The organism is Streptomyces sp. WAC 06738, from assembly GCF_003945505.1.
In the GTDB taxonomy this organism is placed as follows: domain Bacteria; phylum Actinomycetota; class Actinomycetes; order Streptomycetales; family Streptomycetaceae; genus Streptomyces.
In genome coordinates, this window is sequence record NZ_CP029618.1 from 1,056,959 (window position 1) to 1,073,639 (window position 16,681).

The 16,681-nt window shown below is 71.6% G+C and carries 14 protein-coding genes and 1 pseudogene; 6 read left to right on the top strand and 9 right to left on the bottom strand.

Annotation, left to right across the window (positions count from 1 at the left end; genetic code table 11):
• Positions 1–3 precede the first annotated feature (3 nt).
• Positions 4–1,137 (bottom strand): annotated as a pseudogene (locus tag DMB38_RS04290) (IS630 family transposase).
• 68 nt (positions 1,138–1,205) lie between these two features.
• Here DMB38_RS04290 and DMB38_RS04300 point away from each other — a divergent pair.
• The gene (locus tag DMB38_RS04300; RefSeq protein ID WP_052770170.1) at positions 1,206–1,706 is read left to right on the top strand and encodes an SMI1/KNR4 family protein; all 501 of its coding nucleotides are present in this window, start codon (positions 1,206–1,208) and stop codon (positions 1,704–1,706) included.
• Positions 1,707–2,480: 774 nt separating this feature from the next.
• On the opposite strand, the gene DMB38_RS04310 is transcribed toward DMB38_RS04300, so the two are convergent.
• Positions 2,481–3,539 carry a LacI family DNA-binding transcriptional regulator gene (locus DMB38_RS04310; protein ID WP_125934018.1) on the bottom strand — a complete coding sequence of 353 codons (1,059 nt, stop codon included), beginning with the start codon at positions 3,537–3,539 and terminating at the stop codon, positions 2,481–2,483.
• A 200-nt stretch (positions 3,540–3,739) separates the two neighbouring features.
• Here DMB38_RS04310 and DMB38_RS04315 point away from each other — a divergent pair, with 200 nt between their 5' ends.
• The 5 genes from DMB38_RS04315 to DMB38_RS04335 all read left to right on the top strand — a co-directional run bounded on the left by DMB38_RS04315 (position 3,740) and on the right by DMB38_RS04335 (position 9,010).
• Positions 3,740–5,101 carry an extracellular solute-binding protein gene (locus DMB38_RS04315; protein ID WP_125934019.1) on the top strand — a complete coding sequence of 454 codons (1,362 nt, stop codon included), beginning with the start codon at positions 3,740–3,742 and terminating at the stop codon, positions 5,099–5,101.
• 5 nt (positions 5,102–5,106) lie between these two features.
• Complete coding sequence (locus DMB38_RS04320; protein ID WP_240661969.1) at positions 5,107–6,063, top strand: sugar ABC transporter permease; 957 nt, start codon at positions 5,107–5,109, stop codon at positions 6,061–6,063.
• Positions 6,060–6,884: a carbohydrate ABC transporter permease gene (locus DMB38_RS04325; RefSeq protein WP_125934020.1), complete on the top strand. Its 825-nt coding sequence runs from the start codon at positions 6,060–6,062 to the stop codon at positions 6,882–6,884. Before DMB38_RS04320 ends, DMB38_RS04325 begins: the two co-directional genes overlap by 4 nt.
• Positions 6,885–6,978: 94 nt before the next feature.
• Entirely contained in the window at positions 6,979–8,157 is a 1,179-nt protein-coding gene (locus tag DMB38_RS04330) for a glycoside hydrolase family 68 protein (protein ID WP_125934021.1), read from the top strand.
• A gap of 220 nt (positions 8,158–8,377) precedes the next feature.
• Positions 8,378–9,010 (top strand): phosphatase PAP2 family protein, encoded by a 633-nt coding sequence (locus DMB38_RS04335; RefSeq protein WP_125934022.1) that lies wholly within the window; start codon positions 8,378–8,380, stop codon positions 9,008–9,010.
• Between the two features lie 7 nt (positions 9,011–9,017).
• On the opposite strand, the gene DMB38_RS04340 is transcribed toward DMB38_RS04335, so the two are convergent.
• The 7 genes from DMB38_RS04340 to DMB38_RS04370 are packed head-to-tail and all read right to left on the bottom strand — an operon-like array spanning position 9,018 to position 16,681.
• Positions 9,018–10,352, bottom strand: a complete 1,335-nt coding sequence (locus DMB38_RS04340) for a glutamate-1-semialdehyde 2,1-aminomutase (protein WP_125934023.1) — start codon at positions 10,350–10,352, stop codon at positions 9,018–9,020.
• Between the two features lie 7 nt (positions 10,353–10,359).
• Positions 10,360–10,911, bottom strand: a complete 552-nt coding sequence (gene rfbC / locus DMB38_RS04345; protein WP_125934024.1) for a dTDP-4-dehydrorhamnose 3,5-epimerase — start codon at positions 10,909–10,911, stop codon at positions 10,360–10,362.
• The gene (locus DMB38_RS04350; RefSeq protein ID WP_125934025.1) at positions 10,908–12,122 is read right to left on the bottom strand and encodes a polysaccharide pyruvyl transferase family protein; all 1,215 of its coding nucleotides are present in this window, start codon (positions 12,120–12,122) and stop codon (positions 10,908–10,910) included. Before DMB38_RS04350 ends, rfbC begins: the two co-directional genes overlap by 4 nt.
• Positions 12,119–13,066 carry a glycosyltransferase family 2 protein gene (locus DMB38_RS04355; RefSeq protein WP_125934026.1) on the bottom strand — a complete coding sequence of 316 codons (948 nt, stop codon included), beginning with the start codon at positions 13,064–13,066 and terminating at the stop codon, positions 12,119–12,121. The genes DMB38_RS04350 and DMB38_RS04355 overlap by 4 nt, the downstream gene beginning before the upstream one ends.
• Entirely contained in the window at positions 13,063–14,373 is a 1,311-nt protein-coding gene (locus DMB38_RS04360; protein WP_125934027.1) for a hypothetical protein, read from the bottom strand. The genes DMB38_RS04355 and DMB38_RS04360 overlap by 4 nt, the downstream gene beginning before the upstream one ends.
• Positions 14,374–14,378: 5 nt before the next feature.
• Positions 14,379–15,668 (bottom strand): DUF4910 domain-containing protein, encoded by a 1,290-nt coding sequence (locus DMB38_RS04365; RefSeq protein ID WP_125934028.1) that lies wholly within the window; start codon positions 15,666–15,668, stop codon positions 14,379–14,381.
• A complete protein-coding gene (locus DMB38_RS04370) occupies positions 15,656–16,681 on the bottom strand; it encodes an SDR family oxidoreductase (RefSeq protein WP_125934029.1) in 1,026 nt (341 codons plus the stop codon). Before DMB38_RS04370 ends, DMB38_RS04365 begins: the two co-directional genes overlap by 13 nt.

The following is a 16,681-nucleotide window of genomic DNA, read 5'->3' on the forward strand; positions in this document are numbered from 1 at the left end:
GCATCAGGCAACGTTCGCCTTGTTCACGACGTCGCGAAGGCGCTCGTCTTGGGCGTGCTTGTTCCGCCAGATGATGTAGCGGCGGATCATGCTGCCCTGGGCCTTGTGGCTGGGGTGGTCGGTGCCGTCGAGGGTGAAGTAGCGCAGTGCCGTGAACTGGGCCTCGATCCGGTTCAGCCACGAGGAGTTGGTCGGGGTCTAGGCGATCTCAACGTTGTTGGCCTCGGCCCAGTTCGCCACCCGGCGGCACCGCTTGGTAGCCAGGTGCGGCGAGTAGTTGTCGCACACGATGGCAATACGCACGTCGGACTGGTGGAGGGAGCGCACGTAGCGGCAGAACTCCAAGAACTTCGAGCGGTTCTTGTTCTTCTTAATGTGGCCGTAGAGCTGGTCCTTGCCCAGGTCGTAGGCCGCGAACAGCTGCCGGACCCCGTGCGGGCGGGTGTAGGTCGCGCGGCGGCGCGGCCGCGGCTGGCGGTCGGGGTCCTTGCCCTTGCCGCCGCGCTCGGCCCACTGGCGCCCGGGATGGGGTTGCAGGTTCAGCGGACCGAACTCGTCTATGCAGAAGATGACTTCGGGCTCGCCCATCTCGGGTATCACCTCGCCGTCGGCGATGGCGTAGAGGTGCTCGACCCGAGCCTTCTTCGCCTCGTAGTCGGGATCCTTGGAGGTCTTCCAAGTCTTCACGCGTTGAAAGGAGACGCCCTCCTCGCGGAGCAGGACCCGCAGGCCCTCGTGGCTGATGTCGTCGACCACCCCCTCGGCGACCAAGAAGTCGGCCAGCTTGACCAGGCTCCAGGCCGAGAACGGCAGGCCGTGCTCGGCCGGCTTGGATTTGGCGATCTTCTTGATCTCGCGTCGCTCAGGCAGCGTGAAGGTCCTGGGCCGTCCGCCCTTGTACTTCGGGTAGAGCGAGTCGAAGCCGTCCGTGTTGAAGTTGTGGATCACGTCGCGGACCCGGTCCGCGCTGGTGAACGTCACCGCAGCGATCTTGTCCACCGGCATGTCCTGCGCGGACAGCAGCACCATCTGCGCCCGCCGCCAGGTCACCACGGACCCGGTCCCGCGGCGAACGATCCGCAGCAACCGGCGCCCCTCGCCGTCATCGATTTCCCGCACCCGCACACGTTCAGCCACGTGATCATTCTGGACGCCGGAGCCGCTTCCGGCGGTCAACCGCATCCCGAAGTCCTACGATTCGTGTCATGGCTGGTTCTGACGATGTGCAGCCCGCGTTCTGGGACACCTCCAGCAACTACGGCGTGCAGCGGCCGCTGACTGACCAGGATGTGCAGGAGGCCGAGCAACTGCTCGACGTCACGCTCCCAACCTCGCTGCTTGATCTGTTGCGCGCTCAGAACGGTGGCCAGGTGACAGGCACTCGGAACGCGTTCCGGACAGACAAGCCGACCTCCTGGAGCGAGGACCACATCCCGTTCGACCATCTGATGGGCATCGGCCACCGCGAACGCGCAGTTTCGTTGCTCGACAGCCCCTACCTGGTCGAGGAATGGGATCTGCCCTCGCCTCTCGTACTCCTCTCGGGCGACGGACACTACTGGATCGCGCTGGACTACCGTGCGTGCGGCCGACACGGAGAACCTTCAGTCGCGTGGTTCGACGCTGATTTCAGCGTGGAGTTGGCCCTCGCCCCGGACTTCGGGTCCTTCGTCGAGGGCCTCTCTTCCTCCAGCGACTTCGACTGAAGCGCCACCGGGACACACCTGACTGACCTCGCGAACAGTGGGACGGATCCCGCCCACGTCACCGCAGGGCAAACCTTGCCTGATGCGGCACTAGGCAGGTGGCAGATCCCGCCATAAGCGATCCCGGCCGCGTTGCGGGCCCACAAGCGGTGGCTCAGCCAGAGGATTCGTGCTTGTGCAAGGCCGCACTGGCACGGAACCGAAGTCTTCCGCAACGGTCCCTGTCCTCATCCGTAGCGCCGTCGCCGCAGCAGCAGTGCCGGGCCAGCCAGCTCAGATCCTGCGGATCGAGCCAGAGAGGAAGACGACCTCGTGCGGCTTCGGCCTGCGGATCAGTGGGCTCCGGAGCGTTCATCGGCCCGACTCTACGCGCCGACCCCGACGGTAGTTGTTCGCGTTGATGCGGATCACGACCGCACCGGCGGCATCGAGCACGAACGCCGTGTCAAAGACCAGTCCCCCACGCTGCTGGATGACGCCGGCCCGAACGACTGACCGCCGTCGGCACGACCACTGCGCCTCTCATCCAGCAGGCACGAAGCCCTGGGAACGGTCGAGGGGACGCCGACCGCAGGAGGAACCCCCGGCCGCCGGCACGCCGCTCGGCGCTTTGCGTGGGCGGGTAGGTCCTCGTCGGGCCACCTGCCCGGCTTCGCTCAGGCGTTGCACTGAGGCCACCCGGCCCTGCCGCTGACGGGGCCCGGAATCGGCACCCCCGACACCGGCGGGCCGACCGGTGTGTGACTCCTCCACGCGGTGTCGGGGCCCCTGGCGTCACGCACCGGGCGGCGCGACGGATTCGCGCATCCGTACCGGCATGGGCACGCGGTGGGTCCGTTGGTCCGGGCCGACCCCCTTGTGGTGCCGCTCGATCTCGGTGAAGAGAACGTCGACGGCCTTTCGGCCGAGTTCGTAGTGCTGCAGTGCCACCGTGGTGAGTTTGGGCCGGATCCATGTGGCGATGGGATGGTCGTCGAAGGAGACCACGGAGACGTCTGCGGGCACCTTCAGGCCGTGGTCGTCCAGGGCCTGGTACGCACCGAGCGCGATCCGGTCGTTGAGGCAGATCAGGGCACGCGGATGTACCTGGCCGAGGAGTTCCCTGGTGGCTTCGTAGCCGTGCTCGGGCTGCCAGTCGGCGCAGACCCGACCGCTGGCGAGCTCGACCTCCGCCCGGCTGAAGACCTCGCGGATACCGGTGAGCCGTTCGACGCCGGCGAGCGCTTCCGGCGGTACGTCGCGCACCCGGGGACCCGCACCGATGACGTGTATTCCGTCGCGGTGACCGGCGTCGAGCAGGACTCGCGCGGCGGCGCGGCCGGCCTCGACCTCGTCCGGCAGGACCGACGGCAGCGTGGACGCCTCTTCTGCGACGGCGTTGAGCAGGACCGCCGGACTGCTGGCAAGCCCCTCGGGGACCTGCACGGCCCGCGTGAACATCGAGGCCAGGATGATGCCGTCCACCTGGCGGTCCTGCATCGCCTGGAGCAGCCCGCCTTCGAGGTCGGTCTCGCCCTCGGTCTCACCGATGAACAGCATCACGCCGCGCTCCCGCGCGGCTTCGAGCGCCCCCTTGATCATGTCGCCGGCGAGCCGTGAGGTCGCGACGGTGTCGGAGACGAAGCCGATCGTCCGGCTCTTACCGGTACGCAGGCCGACGGAGACGATGTTGGGCCGGTACCGCAGTTCGTCGGCGGCCTTGAGGACCTTCTGCTCGACCCCCTCGGAGATGCGCAATTCGCGGCCCCGCCCGGAGAGGACGAGCGACGCAGTGGTGGGCGATACACCGGCCCGCCTGGCGACATCGGCCAGCGTGACGCGTCCTGGACTCACCGAGAGACCTCCCCCGCATTGACCCGGTACAGAAGCTTGACACGGGACGGCGCACGCCGTGACACTAACCGCGCTAATCCGATTTAGCAACCAGCCGCGAGACGCCGATCGCCTTCGATCCTCCCCACATCCCGCCCGCCTCCGGGGCGTCCCCCTGTCCAGAGCCGGAGGCACCTCCACCCTTCTACGAGGGAGACGCCATGTCGCGTCGTACGAGCCGCAGTCACACCGCACTTGGACTGATCGCGCTGACGGGCGCCCTGCTCGCTGCCGCCTGCAGCGGGCCGGGAGACGACAGCGGTCCCGAGCAGACCGAAACCAAAGACGCCGCGGCGGGTGCCCCCTCCTGCGGCGACGAACCGATCACGATGCAGGGCTACTTCGAGACCGGATTCCCGATGCCGAAGGCGCTCACCGACGAGTTCACGAAGCAGTATCCGAACGTCAAGTGGAACATCCGCGAGGACCAGTTCGCGGTGATCACGCAGAACGCGCCGCGGCTCCTCGCCGAGAACCCGCCGGACCTGATGCGGCTCCCGCAGCTTTCCGAGCTGGTAAAGGACGACCTGCTGAAGGACCTCGACGGGTATGCGAAAGCCTTCGGCTGGGACAAGTGGCCCGAGGGCCAGTTGGAGCAACTGCGCCTGGGCCCCGGCGGTCGCCCGCGCGGAGAGGGGCCGCTCTACGGGATGGGCCTCAACTTCAGCATGACCGGGGTGTTCTACAACGAGAAGCTGGCCGAGCGGATCGGGATGACGTCCCCGCCGACCTCGCTCGCCGAGTTCGACGCTGCGCTCGAGAAGGCCGAGAAGGCCGGCGTGACACCGATCGTGCAGTTCAACGGCGGCGCCACCGGCGGGTTCGCGTTCCCCCTCCAGAACCTGATGGCGGCCTACGGCGATCCCGGCCCCATCAACGAATGGATCTTCCAGAAGGAAGGCGCCACGATCGATACGCCGCCGAACCGCGATGCGGCACGGCACCTGGAGAAATGGGTTGAGGCAGGCTATTTCGACCCCGACGGCAACGCGATGGACTACGCGAAGATGATGAGCAAGTTCATCGCCGGTGACGGACTGTTCATGTTCAACGGCGACTGGGAGTCCGGCAACCTGGACAAGCAGATGAAGGGCGACGCGGGCTTCTTCCTCTTCCCGCCGGCGGCCGAGGGCGGGAAACCTGCCACGATGTCGGCGCCGCTGACCTTCGGCATCGGGAAGAACGCGAAGAACGCCGACTGCGCGGCGTTCTTCCTCGACTGGGTGGCGACCGACGACAAGGCCCGCGCCATCGCGGTGGACGTCGGCGGTTCGCACCCGATGGGCCTGCCCGATGCCTCCATGCCGGAGACGGAGAAGGGGACGGTCACCGCGCAGACCCTGGCGGCGGGGGCTGAGATCGCCGCAGCCGACGGTGCGATGGACTTCATCGCCAACGCCACAGGCTCCATCTACGCCGAGAGCTGGACCCCGCAGTTGCAGAAGCTCGCCGCGGGTGAGGCGACCTCCCGGCAGTTGCTGGAAGCCGTCCAGAGCGACTACGAGCGACAGGTCGAGGACTGACGCCGATGGCACGCGCGATCCCCGCCCGTACGGTCGGGATGGCGAAGACCGCGACGGCGGCGAAGACGAACGGCAGGGCCGTCCGCCGGCAGCGGCACCGCTCCCGGCAGAAGGCCGCGTGGCTGTTCACCGCGCCGGCCCTGCTGGCCTACGCGGTCTTCGTCCTGTACCCGATGGGCCTGACGATTCAGTACTCGCTGTACGACTGGGACGGCGTCGGACCGTCCACCTGGGTCGGGCTCGACAACTACGCGCAGGTCTTCACCGATCCCGAGCTGCTCGACACGATTTTCCACGCATTCGAGTTGATCCTCTACTTCTGCGCGGTTCCGGTGGTCTTGGGTCTGGCGATCGCGAACACCATCCGCGGCATCGCGACGACACGCCTCGCGCTTGCCGCCAGGACCGTGGTCTTCGTCCCCCAGGTCATCCCGCTGGTAGCCGCGGGCATCACCTGGAGCTGGCTGCTGGCCTCGGACGGTCTGGTCAACCAGGTGCTGTCCGCGGTGGGGCTCGACGGCGTCACCCGTGCGTGGCTGGGCGACTTCGGCACCGCGCTCCCAGCGGTGGGCGTGATCGGTGCCTGGGTCCTGCTGGGTCTCTGCACGCTGCTGCTCCTCGCCGGAATGAGCAAGATCGACCCGACGCTGTACGAAGCCGCGCGGATCGACGGCGCGGGACCGCTGCGGGAGTTCTTCTCGATCACCGTACCGAGCCTCCGGCAGGAGATCGGCGTCTGCGTCACCGTCACGGTCATCGCGGCCCTGGCCAGCTTCGACATCATCTACATCTCCACGCAGGGCGGCCCGGGCAACTCGACGATGGTTCCCGGCCTGCAGATCTACCGGCTGGCGTTCTTCAGCCGGGAGGTGGGCCTGGCCTCCGCCCTGGCCGTGGTGCTGATGGTGCTGGTGCTGGCGTGTGTGCTGCCCATCCAGCGACTCACACGGGAGGCCCGGTGATCGTCGGGCGTCGCGAGGTCTGGACCGGAAGGCTGTTCCTCGTCCTGCTGATGACGGTGACCGTCGTCCCGTTCATCAGCCTCTTTGTCACCGCCCTGCACCCCGCCGGGAGTTACCCGCAGGGACTGCAGTGGCCGAGCGACCCGCAGTGGGGCAACTTCGCGGAGGCGTTCCGGCTCTCGAACATGGGCGAGCTGCTGAAGTCGAGCGCGCTCATCGTGGTCGGTGTGGTGCCTGTCGCCGTGGTGCTGGCGACGATGGCGGGCTTCGCCATCGGCCACCTCAGGATGGTGGGAGCCCGCGCGGTCTTCCTACTGTTCGTGTTCGGCCTCACCCTCCCCTACGAGGGCATCATCACCCCGCTGTACTACCTGGTCCGCGACATGGGCATGCTCAACACCAGGTGGGCGATCATCCTGCCGCTCATCGGCCTCTTCATGCCGTTCGCGATCTTCTGGATGCGGGCGCACTTCATCAACGTCCCCGACGAGCTCTCCGAGGCGGCCGAGATCGACGGCGCCAACGTGTGGCAGTCGTTCTGGCGCATCCATGTCCCCCTGGCCATGCCGGCGATCTCATCGCTCGCGATCCTGCTGTTCCTGTGGACCTGGAACCAGTTCCTGCTCGCCATCGTGCTGGTGGACGATCCGACCAGCCGGACCATGGCGGGCGCGCTCGGAGCCTTCCAGGGCCAGTGGGGGACCAACATCCCACTCCTGTGCGCGGGATCGCTGCTCATCCTGGCACCCACACTGATCATCTTTCTGATCTTCCAGCGTCGTTTCGTAGCAGCCCTGCTGCAGGGCTCGGTGAAGGGTTGAACCAGCCAGTGGTGAGCATCATGGAGACGAACGCGACCGCGGAGCCGCGCGAACCGGCTGCGGCGCAGGCCCCGGCTGCCGGGGTGGGTGAGAGGTGAGCGGGACCCGGCCCACCCGATGGACCCGCCGCCATCTCGACGCGCTCGTCGAGTCTCCGGCGACCACCGCACCACCTGCCCCCGCGGCGGCGCGGCCCCGCGTGTTGCCGCACCACGACATCTGGGACGCGTGGCCGCTGCAGCAATCCGACGGCGCTCCGGCCGTCGTCCACGGCGCCGGGCTCTGGATGGCGCTCTCCGCGCCGGCCGCGGGACATCCGGAGCATCGCCACGACCGCGCCCGCATCCGGCTCCTGGCCAGGTCGGATGAGCGCTGGGAAGACCTCGGCCACGTGTTCGCCGCCGGCACGTCCCTCGGCAGCCGCGAATGGTCGGGCTCCGCGGTCATCCGGCCCGACGGCACGGTGTCGGTCTTCTACACCGCGGCGGGCCGGGCCGGAGAATCCCGCCCGACCTTCCGCCAGCGAATCGTCGAAGCACGGCCGGAACTGCTCACCGGCGGACAGGCCATCGAACTCGAGCAGGGCGTCGAGCATCGCGAAGTCCTGCGTTCCGACGGCCGCTCCTACGAGCCGGCGGACGAGCTCGACGGCGGTCCGGGGCGGATCAGGGCCTTCCGCGACCCCAGTTGGTTCCGCGACCCCGCAGACGGGCGCGAATATCTCCTCGTCGCCGCCTCCGTCCCCGGGCCCGAGGGCTTCATGGGTGCGGTCGCCATCGCCCGAGCAGCCTCCGGTGGCTGGGTCCTGCTCCCGCCCCTGCTGGTCGCCGACGGCGTCAATCACGAGATCGAACGCCCCCACGTCGTGGCCCACCGGTCGCGGTACTACCTCTTCTTCTGCACCACCCGCCGGTCGTTCCACCCCCCGGACTCCGCGCCGACAGGTCTCTACGGCTTCGTCGCTCCCACACTGTGGGGTCCTTACGAACCTCTCAACCGGTCCGGTCTGGTCATCCAGAACCCTCCCGCACACCCCGACCAGGCCTACGCCTGGCTCGTCCTCTCCTCGCTCCGGGTGACAAGCTTCCTGAACTACCGGTCCGCCGACGGCGAGAACCCTGCCCAAGCGGGGCCCGACGAAGCACGGGCAGGTTTCGGCGGAACCTTCGCGCCGATGCTCGATCTCGCCCTTGAGGGGACCAGCACCCGTATCCTCCGTGCGCCACGCGAGGAAGAACGAACCGCGGACGACCAGCCTCACCCGACGCCCTGAGAGCCGGCCGGCTAGGGCAAGGCCCCGTACCTGGAACAGTGCGTCTGCCTGTGGCAGGGCCGCTTTCGGTCTCCGGCCGCGGCGCCGGGTGGCCGGTACCCGGGTCTGCGGCGTCGACCGTGCGGTGGGGGGCGGCTAGGGTCGCTGGAGGGGTGGCGGCGTGGAGTGGGGGCGGATCATTCGGTTACGTGAGGGGTGGGCGGGCCGGGGTGGGTCCGGGGTGTTGCACACCTCGCTGCGCGCGGGGCTCGGGGCGGTGGCGGTCCTCGCGGCGCTGGCGGTCGCCGTGCTCGGGGTGCTCGCCGCCGGTGAGAGCAAGCCCGGCAGGGTGGACGGGTGGCTGCGGCCTGCGGAGCACGTCGTCGGGCCGCCGTGGCGGGACGTGGCGCTGGCCACGGACTTCTGGGGCGAGCCGGCCGGGGCCGCGGCGCTGGTGCTGGTCGCCGTGGCCGGCTGCCTGGTGCTCCGGCGGCCTCGCGCGGCGGTGCTCGCCGTCACCGGCGCCGGTGTCGCCGTGGGCGCGACGATGCTGCTCAAGCCGCTGGTGGGACGCACCATTCACGGCGGGCACCTCTCCTACCCGAGCGGGCACACCGCCTTCGCCACCGCCCTCGCCCTGGTGGCGGCGATGCTGGCGACGCGCCGGCTCGGCCTCGGCGGGGCGGCCGGCACCGCGCTCGTCCTCGCCGCGGCGCTGGCCGCCGGCGGGGTCATGGGCTGGGCGCAGGTCGCCCTCGACGCGCACTATCCGACGGACGTCCTCGGCGGCTGGTTCACCGCGCTGGCGGTGGTACCCGCGACCGCGTGGCTGATCGACCGGGCGGCCGACGTCCTGCGCCGCGGGCGCCGCTGACGTCCCGTCACGCCCGGCGGCGGAACACGGGCCGTACCGGTCGCCCGCCCAGCCAGGGGCCGGGGTCGCCGGCGTCCAGCGCCTTCCGGTACACCGCGCACGCCTCGGCGACCACGTCCACCGTGCGATCGACGTCCGCGTCCGTGAGCGCGCTGCTCACCACGAACGACGGGGCGAGCACCCCGCCTTCGAGGAGCCGGCGCAGGAACAACGTGCGGTATCGCTGCGACGGCCGCCGGTTCTCGTCGAGGGTGGCGAAGACCAGATTGCTGGCCCGGCCCCGGACGACGAGGTGGTCGCCGACGCCCGCCCCGCCCGCCGCGGCGCGGACCCCGGCGGCCAGCCGCTCGCCGAGGGCGTGCAGTTGCGCCGTCACACCCTCCTCGGCGTAGGTGGTCTGCACGGCCATCGCGGCGGCCAGCGAGTGCGTTTCCGCCCCGTGCGTCGTGGAGAGCAGGAACACCCGGTCCTCCGGGTGCCGCAGCCCGCCGCGCTCCATCAGCTCGCGGCGCCCGGCCAGCGCGGAGACGGCGAATCCGTTGCCCAGCGCCTTGCCGAAGGTGGAGAGGTCGGGGACGACGCCGTACAGGCCCTGGGCGCCCGCCTCGGACCAGCGGAAGCCGGTGATCATCTCGTCGAAGACCAGCACGCAGCCGTGCCGGTCGGCCAGGTCCCGCAGGCCCGCGAGGTAGCCGGGCGGCGGTTCCGTAGGGCCGGCCGGTTCGAGGATCAGGCAGGCGACCTCGTCCTCGTACCGGGTGAGCAGTGCCTCGGTCGCGGCGAGGTCCCCGTACGGGAACGCCACGGTGAGCTCCGCGGTCGCCGCGGGGATGCCCGCGGACATCGGAGTGGTGGCGATGAACCAGTCGTCGACGGAGAAGAACGGGTGGTCGGCGCAGACGGCCACCCGCGGGCGCCCGGTGACGGCGCGGGCGAGGCGCACGGCGGCGGTGGTGGCGTCGGAGCCGTTCTTCGCGAACTTGACCATCTCGGCGGTCGGCACCGTGGCCAGGAAGCGCTCCGCGGCCTCCGCCTCCACGAGGGACGGCCGGACGAAGTTGCTGCCGCGGCCGAGTTCCCGCCGCACCGCTTCGAGCACCCGCGGGTGGGCGTGGCCGAGGCTGACCGAGCGCAGGCCGGAGCCGTATTCGAGGTAGCGGTTGCCGTCGACGTCCCAGACGTGCGCGCCGCTGCCGTGGGAGATGACCGGGGCCAGGCTCTCGGGGTACTGGTCGTCGCCCTTGGCGTACGTGTGCGCGCCGCCGGGGATCACGGCGTGCAGCCGCTCGTTGGCCTGCCGTGACCGGGGCAGGAAGGGTTCGCCGGTCTCTGCGGTCTCCACGCCGGCCTCACCTCCCCCGCCGGTTCAGGACCGCGGCGAGGCTCGGCGCCTCCCGGTCGCGCCGGGACATCGACGTCGCCGGCAGCGGCCAGGGGATGGCGAGTTCCGGGTCGTCGAAGGCGATCGTCACGTCCTCGGCCGGATCGTGCGGCCGGTCGATCCGGTACGCGGTGTCGGCGACCGCGGACAGCGCCTGGAAGCCGTGCGCGCACCCCGCGGGAACGTACAGGCTCGCCTGGGTCTCGCCGGACAACTCGAAGAAGCCCCGGCCCAGGTAGGTCGGCGAGTCCGGCCTCAGATCGACGACGGCGTCGAAGATCCTCCCGTACGAGCAGCGCACCAGCTTGGCCTCGCCGGCGCCGGAGCGCAGGTGCAGGCCGCGCAGCACGCCCCGGGCCGAACGGGACACGCTGTCCTGGACGAAGGCGTGCGGGTCGAGGCCCACCGACCGGATCACGTCGGCGTCGAAGGTACGGCAGAAGAAGCCGCGCTCGTCGGCGTACGGCGTGGGCTCGAAGAGGAACGCGCCGGCGATCTCCGGGACTTCGGTCGCTTTCATGGGGCCTTCCTGGTGGCGGGGGCGTGGGCTCGGTCGGCCGCCGGGAAGAGGGCCGAGGTGAACACGGTGAACTGGTCGCGAAGTTGCCTGGCCGCGTCCCGGTTCCGCTCGCCGAGGGTCCGGCGCAGCTCGGCCGAGCGCTTCTCCACCTCCCGGAACTGTTCGAGCAGCCGGTCGGCGTCGATCTCGCGCGCCGGGTGGCAGTACGCGCCGAGCCCCATCCGGTCCATCAGCGCGTCGCTCTTCGCCGCGTAGCTGAGGGCGAGCGTGGGCGTGCCGGCTTTCAGTGCGCAGACCAGGTTGTGGTAGCGGGTCGCCACCACGGTGTCGGCGGCCGCCGCCTCCTTCATCAGACCGGCGAGCGACGTCGTTTCCGCGGCGGTGACCAGCGGGAGGCCGACCGCGTCGAGAATGGCGGCGACCACCGTCCTGTCGCAGGCGTCGCCGGTGAGCAGGCGGACCGGCCTGCCCTCCTCGGCGAGGGTGCGGACGAACCGGGTCATGCCGTCGACGTAGCGCCGGTGGATCTCCCCGGCCCGCGGGCGGTCGTCATTGCCGCCGTGGAAGTCCATCACGCCGACGCAGACCGTGCCCGACGGCGTGCCGGCGGGAGGTGTCGGCAGGGCGAACGCGAGGTCCGGGTGGACGTCGTCGCGGGTGGTGTCCACACCGGTCGCCCGCATGGCGTCGCGGGACAAGCCGTCCCGGTACGAGCGGTAGGCGGCGAGCTTCGCCGACCAGCGCACCAGGGCCCGCGTCGGCCGGTCCCGGATCGGGGCGGCGCCGACTCCGACGAGTGCGACCTTGGTGCCGAGCAGCCGGCCGCTCGCGCAGAGCAGGAAGAGCGAGTACGGGAAGCCCCACGGCCGTAGCGGCAGGGTGGCCTCCAGAACGCCCATGCCCGGCACGATCACCACGTCGTGCCCGCGCACCCAGGCGGCGGTGCGGACGGCGTCGACGAGCTTGCCGAGCCCCTTGCTCGCGAGGGCGCGGGCGCCGGACGCGGTCCGGTACTCGCCGCGGTACCAGTGCAGCCGCCTCGCGGGGATCCCGTACCGGGCCGTGACGGCCTCGGGGCCGCCGCAGAGCGCGTCCACGACCGCCTCCGGGTGCGCGCCGCGGAGGTAGCGGAGCACGGCCTCCAGCGATCCGTCGTTGCCGGAGTTTCCGGAGCCGAGCAGGCCGAAGACCCCGACGCGTACCTCTGTCACCCCTGCCTCCCCTCCCGGCCGGCGACGAGGGCGTCGACGGAGACGGTGAGCCGGGCCGGGTCGACCGGCGCACGGTCCTCGACCCGTTCGCCGGCACCGGGCCGGGCCCGGCTGGCCAGCCAGGCGGCCAGGTGGCGGTAGCACGCGCGCCGGTCGGCCGGGGAGAGCGGCGCCCTCCTGATCGCCGCGGTGAAGCCCCAGACGTACTCGGCGAGCAGCCGGGGCGTCGGGTGCAGCGGGCCCGCCCTGCGCGGGTCCAGGTTGACGCAGCGGGAGCGCTTGGACGGGTTCGCCCGCTCGGCGCGGCCGGGGTGGTCGCGGCGGAAGTACAGCAGCTCCGGCACCTGGTGGAAGGGCCCGTGCAGGCCGATCTCGGCGACGAACGTGCGGTCCGCGTGGTGGTAACTGCCGTGCGGCTTCACCCGGCGCAGCACGTCGGCGCGCATCACCCCGTAGAAGTCGTCGCCGCCGGGCTCGAACAGCATGCTGCGGAAGCGCTCCGGCGGGTGCGGCGAGGCGGTGGCGAGGGTGTACTCGTACGGGACCTTCACCTGGCCGGCGCCGTCGACGACCGCCTGGTCGGCGTGCGCCAGGATCACGTCGGGACGTTCGTCCAGTGCCGCCACGCAGCGGCGCAGCAGGTCCCGGGCGTACAGGTCGTCGTGGGAGGCCCACTTGAACAGCTCGCCGCGGCATTCGGTGAACACGTGGTTGTGGTTCGGCGCGGCGCCGATGTTCCGGGGCAGCCGCAGGTAGCGGATGCGCGAGTCCCGCGCCGCGTACCGGCGGCAGATGTCCCGGGTGCCGTCGGTCGAGGCGTTGTCGGAGACGACCAGTTCGAAGTCCTCGTAGGTCTGGCCGAGCAGGGCGTCGAGCGCTTCGGCGAGGTATTCCTCGCCGTTGTAGACGGGCAGGCCGATGCTCAGCCGGGGTCGGGTGGTCATGGTGTCCTCACTTCGGGGATCGGGTCGCGGCGGCGTTCGCGCAGGGCGGAGCGGAGCTGCAGCCACCACACGGCCGAGCCGCTGACGGTTGCGGCGGCGACGCCCCAGGCCGAGCCGACCGCACCGGCCGCGGCCGCCCCGCCGAGCCCGCCGCCGGCGTAGCAGGCGGAGGCGAACATCTGGCAGCGCAGGCTGCGCCGGGCCGCGGCGAGCGCGCGCAGCCCGGCCGCCGCGCCGGCGCCGAGTCCCGCGCCGGCGACGCCGAGAGCGGCCGGGACGATCAGCTCGGAGGCCGGGTACCAGACCGTGCCGAGGACGTGTTCGCCGAGGTGGTCGGGGACCAGCAGCAGCGCCCCGCCCCAGAGCAGCGCGGCGGCGGCCTGTCCGGCGCCGAGCAGGAGACAGAACCGGGCCAGCCGGTGCGGCGCCTGCCGCAGCACCCGCGCCGCCTCCGCGACGGTGACGAGCGACAGCCCCATCAGCACCGCCAGGAACGGGCCGAGGAGGAGTTCGGCGCCTCTCACCACACCCACCGCGCCGACCCCGACGATCGCGCCGAGCCCGTACATCCGCAGTTGGGCCGCGCCGCTGACGCCCACGTTCTCGACGAGGTACCGGTAGCCCAGGTCGCGGTGGTCGCGCAGCCAGGCACGCGCCCCGGCGGGGCGGGGCCGGATGCCGGACTGGAGGCAGCCGTACGCCGCCGCCACCGCGGCCGAGCCGCCCCAGGCGAGCACGAAGCCGGCGACGCCGCCCGCGCGGGCCGCCACCACCAGGGCCGGGACGCACCCGACGCCCCAGACGACGTCGTTGACGAACGCCTTCCGCCCGGTGCCGGCGGCGAAGAACGCGAACCGCCAGGCGTCCTGGAGCAGCAGGCCCGGCAGCACGACGCCGAGGCAGGCGAAGGCGGTGCCCACCTCGCCGCCGGCGGCCAGCCCGCCCACCAGGCACGGCACGCCGAGGGCGGCACCGGCACCGAGCGCGGTGCCGGACGCCCGCGCCGTCGCCTCGCGCCAGGAGGGGTCCATCGCACCGCTGAAGCGCACCACGAGCGGATCGGTGGCCAGCCCGCGGGAGACGCCGAGCACCACGCCGTACGTCACCCAGGCCAGGCTGAACACGCCGAACGCGGCCGGCCCGAGCGAGCGCGCCACGTACATCCCCACCAGGAAGTTGGACGCGCTGGAGGCCGCCTGGTCGGCCAGTCCCCAGGACAGCCGGCCGGCCAGGGCCCGCCGGGCGTGCGACCGGACGTCTCCGCCGCGTCCGGCCGTCGCCGGTGTCCGCTCCTCCCCGGTGGTCATCGCCGTCACGCCTTGATCAGCCCCGCGCCCTCCAGCGCGCGGGCCGCGGCGGCGACGGTGTCGAAGTGCAGTCCGGAGCGCCCGGCGACGTCCAGCAGACTGTGCTCGCCGTCGGAGAGGCTGAGCACCCAGAGCATCGCCATCTGGGCCTGCCGCGCGTCGCTGCGGCCGCCGAGCGAGTCGTAGAGCCCGCGCCGGCCCAACTGCGGTTCGCCGTACGGGCTGAGGTTGAGGTACCGCCGGTTGCGGTCCAGCACGCCGAGGGCTTCGCGGCAGACGGCGAGGGTGTCCGCCATCGCCTCCGGGGAGACGAGGTCCAGGTCGTCCGCCGAGGTGTGGTATTCGGGATAGCCGGCGTACGGGGTCCGGGTGAGCGAGCCGACACCGAGGTCGAAGCCGGGCGAGCAGAACTGCCGCTCGTCGTAGCCGTACGGGGTGAACTCGGTGACGCGGTGGGGGCGTCCGGACGCGGCCAGCACGTGCCGCAGCACCCGGTCGATCTCCGCGTCGCCGCGTCTGCTCTGCTTGTACGTCAGCGGACCCCGGTCGCCGGCGCAGGCCAGCACGAGGCCGTGCTTGACGCGCCCCACCCGCTCCGCGTTGCGGGCCAGCCAGGTGATCGCCCCGATGGTGCCGGGCGCGTACAGGAACCGGTAGGTGTAGTACGGCGTCCCCTCCCCCAGCGCGCGGGCCAGGAACGTCGCCACGGCGATGCCGGCCAGGTTGTCGTTGGCCAGCGACGGGTGGCAGACGTGGCAGGAGACGATCACCTCGTCGGCGACCTGCCCGGGGACCACGTGCTCGGCGTACGTGAGGTGGCCGTCGGCGAGCGTGGAGTCGATACGCACCTCGTACTCGCCGTCCGGCAGCGCGTCCAGGGTGTCCTGGGCGAGGCAGAATCCCCACTGCGGCTCGTAGTAACTGGTGCGGTACGGCACCAGGGACGGCTGGTCCGGCAGGGTGTGCAGGTGGGCGCGGAGTTCGGCCAGCGGGAGGGTCGCCGACACCGGCACGCTGTAGCCGAGCACGTGCAGGTTCGACGCGGCGAAGTCGACGACCCGGCGGCCCGCGGCGTCGGCGACGTAGGCGTCCCGGACGTTCCACTCCTGCGGCACCGTCCAGTCGAGCACCCGGGTGCCCGTCGGCACCTCGTGCACCCGCAGCGGGACGTACTCGCCGACGATCCCCAGGGTCGCCCGCACGCCGTCGCCCGTGATGCTCCGGCAGAGCGGGTACAGCCGCTCCACCAGCGCGTACATCGCCTCGCCCGCGCCTGCCGCGGTCACCCGCGCCACCGCAGGGTGTCGTCCACGGCCCCGGCGGCGGACGCCTCGCGCAGCACGGCGAGCCGGGTGAAGCGCCGCTCGAAGTCCTCCCGGGTGAGCCCGTGCGTGCGGTAGGCGTCGGCGAGTTCGAGCGCCCCCTGCTTGACCGTCCACTCGCACGCGAAGCCGGGTACGGCGGCGCGGAACCGGGAGAAGTCCACCCGGTACGAGCGCGGGTCGGCGCCGGTCTCGCCCGTGATCACCACCCGCGAGCCGGAGACCGCCGCGGCGACCTGCTCGGCGATCTCGGCGACGGTGACGTTGTTGGTCTCGCTGCCGATGTTGAACGCCCGGTCGTGTACCGCCTCCCGGGGCGCGGTCAGCGCGGCCGTGAACGCCCGCGCGATGTCGGCCGCGTGCACCAGCGGGCGCCAGGGGGTGCCGTCGGAGAGCACCCGCACCTCTCCGGACAGCAGCGCGTGCCCCACGAGGTTGTTCAGCACGATGTCGGCGCGCAGCCGGGGCGAATAACCGAAGGCGGTGGCGTTGCGCATGTACACCGGGCTGAAGTCGCCGTCGGCCAGCGCGTGCAGGTCGTCCTCCACCCGCACCTTGGACTCCGCGTACGGGGTCACGGGGCGCAGCGGCGCGTCCTCGGCGACCAGTCCGCCGCCGCCCGCGGCGCCGTAGACCGAGCAGGTCGAGGCGTAGAGGAAGCGCCGCACTCCGGCGTCGCGGGCCAGCCGCGCGAGTCGTACGGAGGCGTGGTGGTTGATGTCGTAGGTAAGCTCCGGCGCCAGCGATCCGAGCGGGTCGTTGGAGAGCGCGGCCAGATGGATCACGGCGTCCACCCCGGCCACGTGCCCGGCGGTGACGTCGCGCAGGTCCACCCGGCGGCCCGGGGGGTCGGCGGGCGGCGGGCCCAGCACGCAGTCGGCGAAGAGCCCGGCGTCGAGACCGACGACCTCGTGCCCGGCGGCGCGGAGCGCCGGTGCCATGACGGTGCCCAGATATCCCTGGTGCCCGGTGAGCAGTACGCGCAC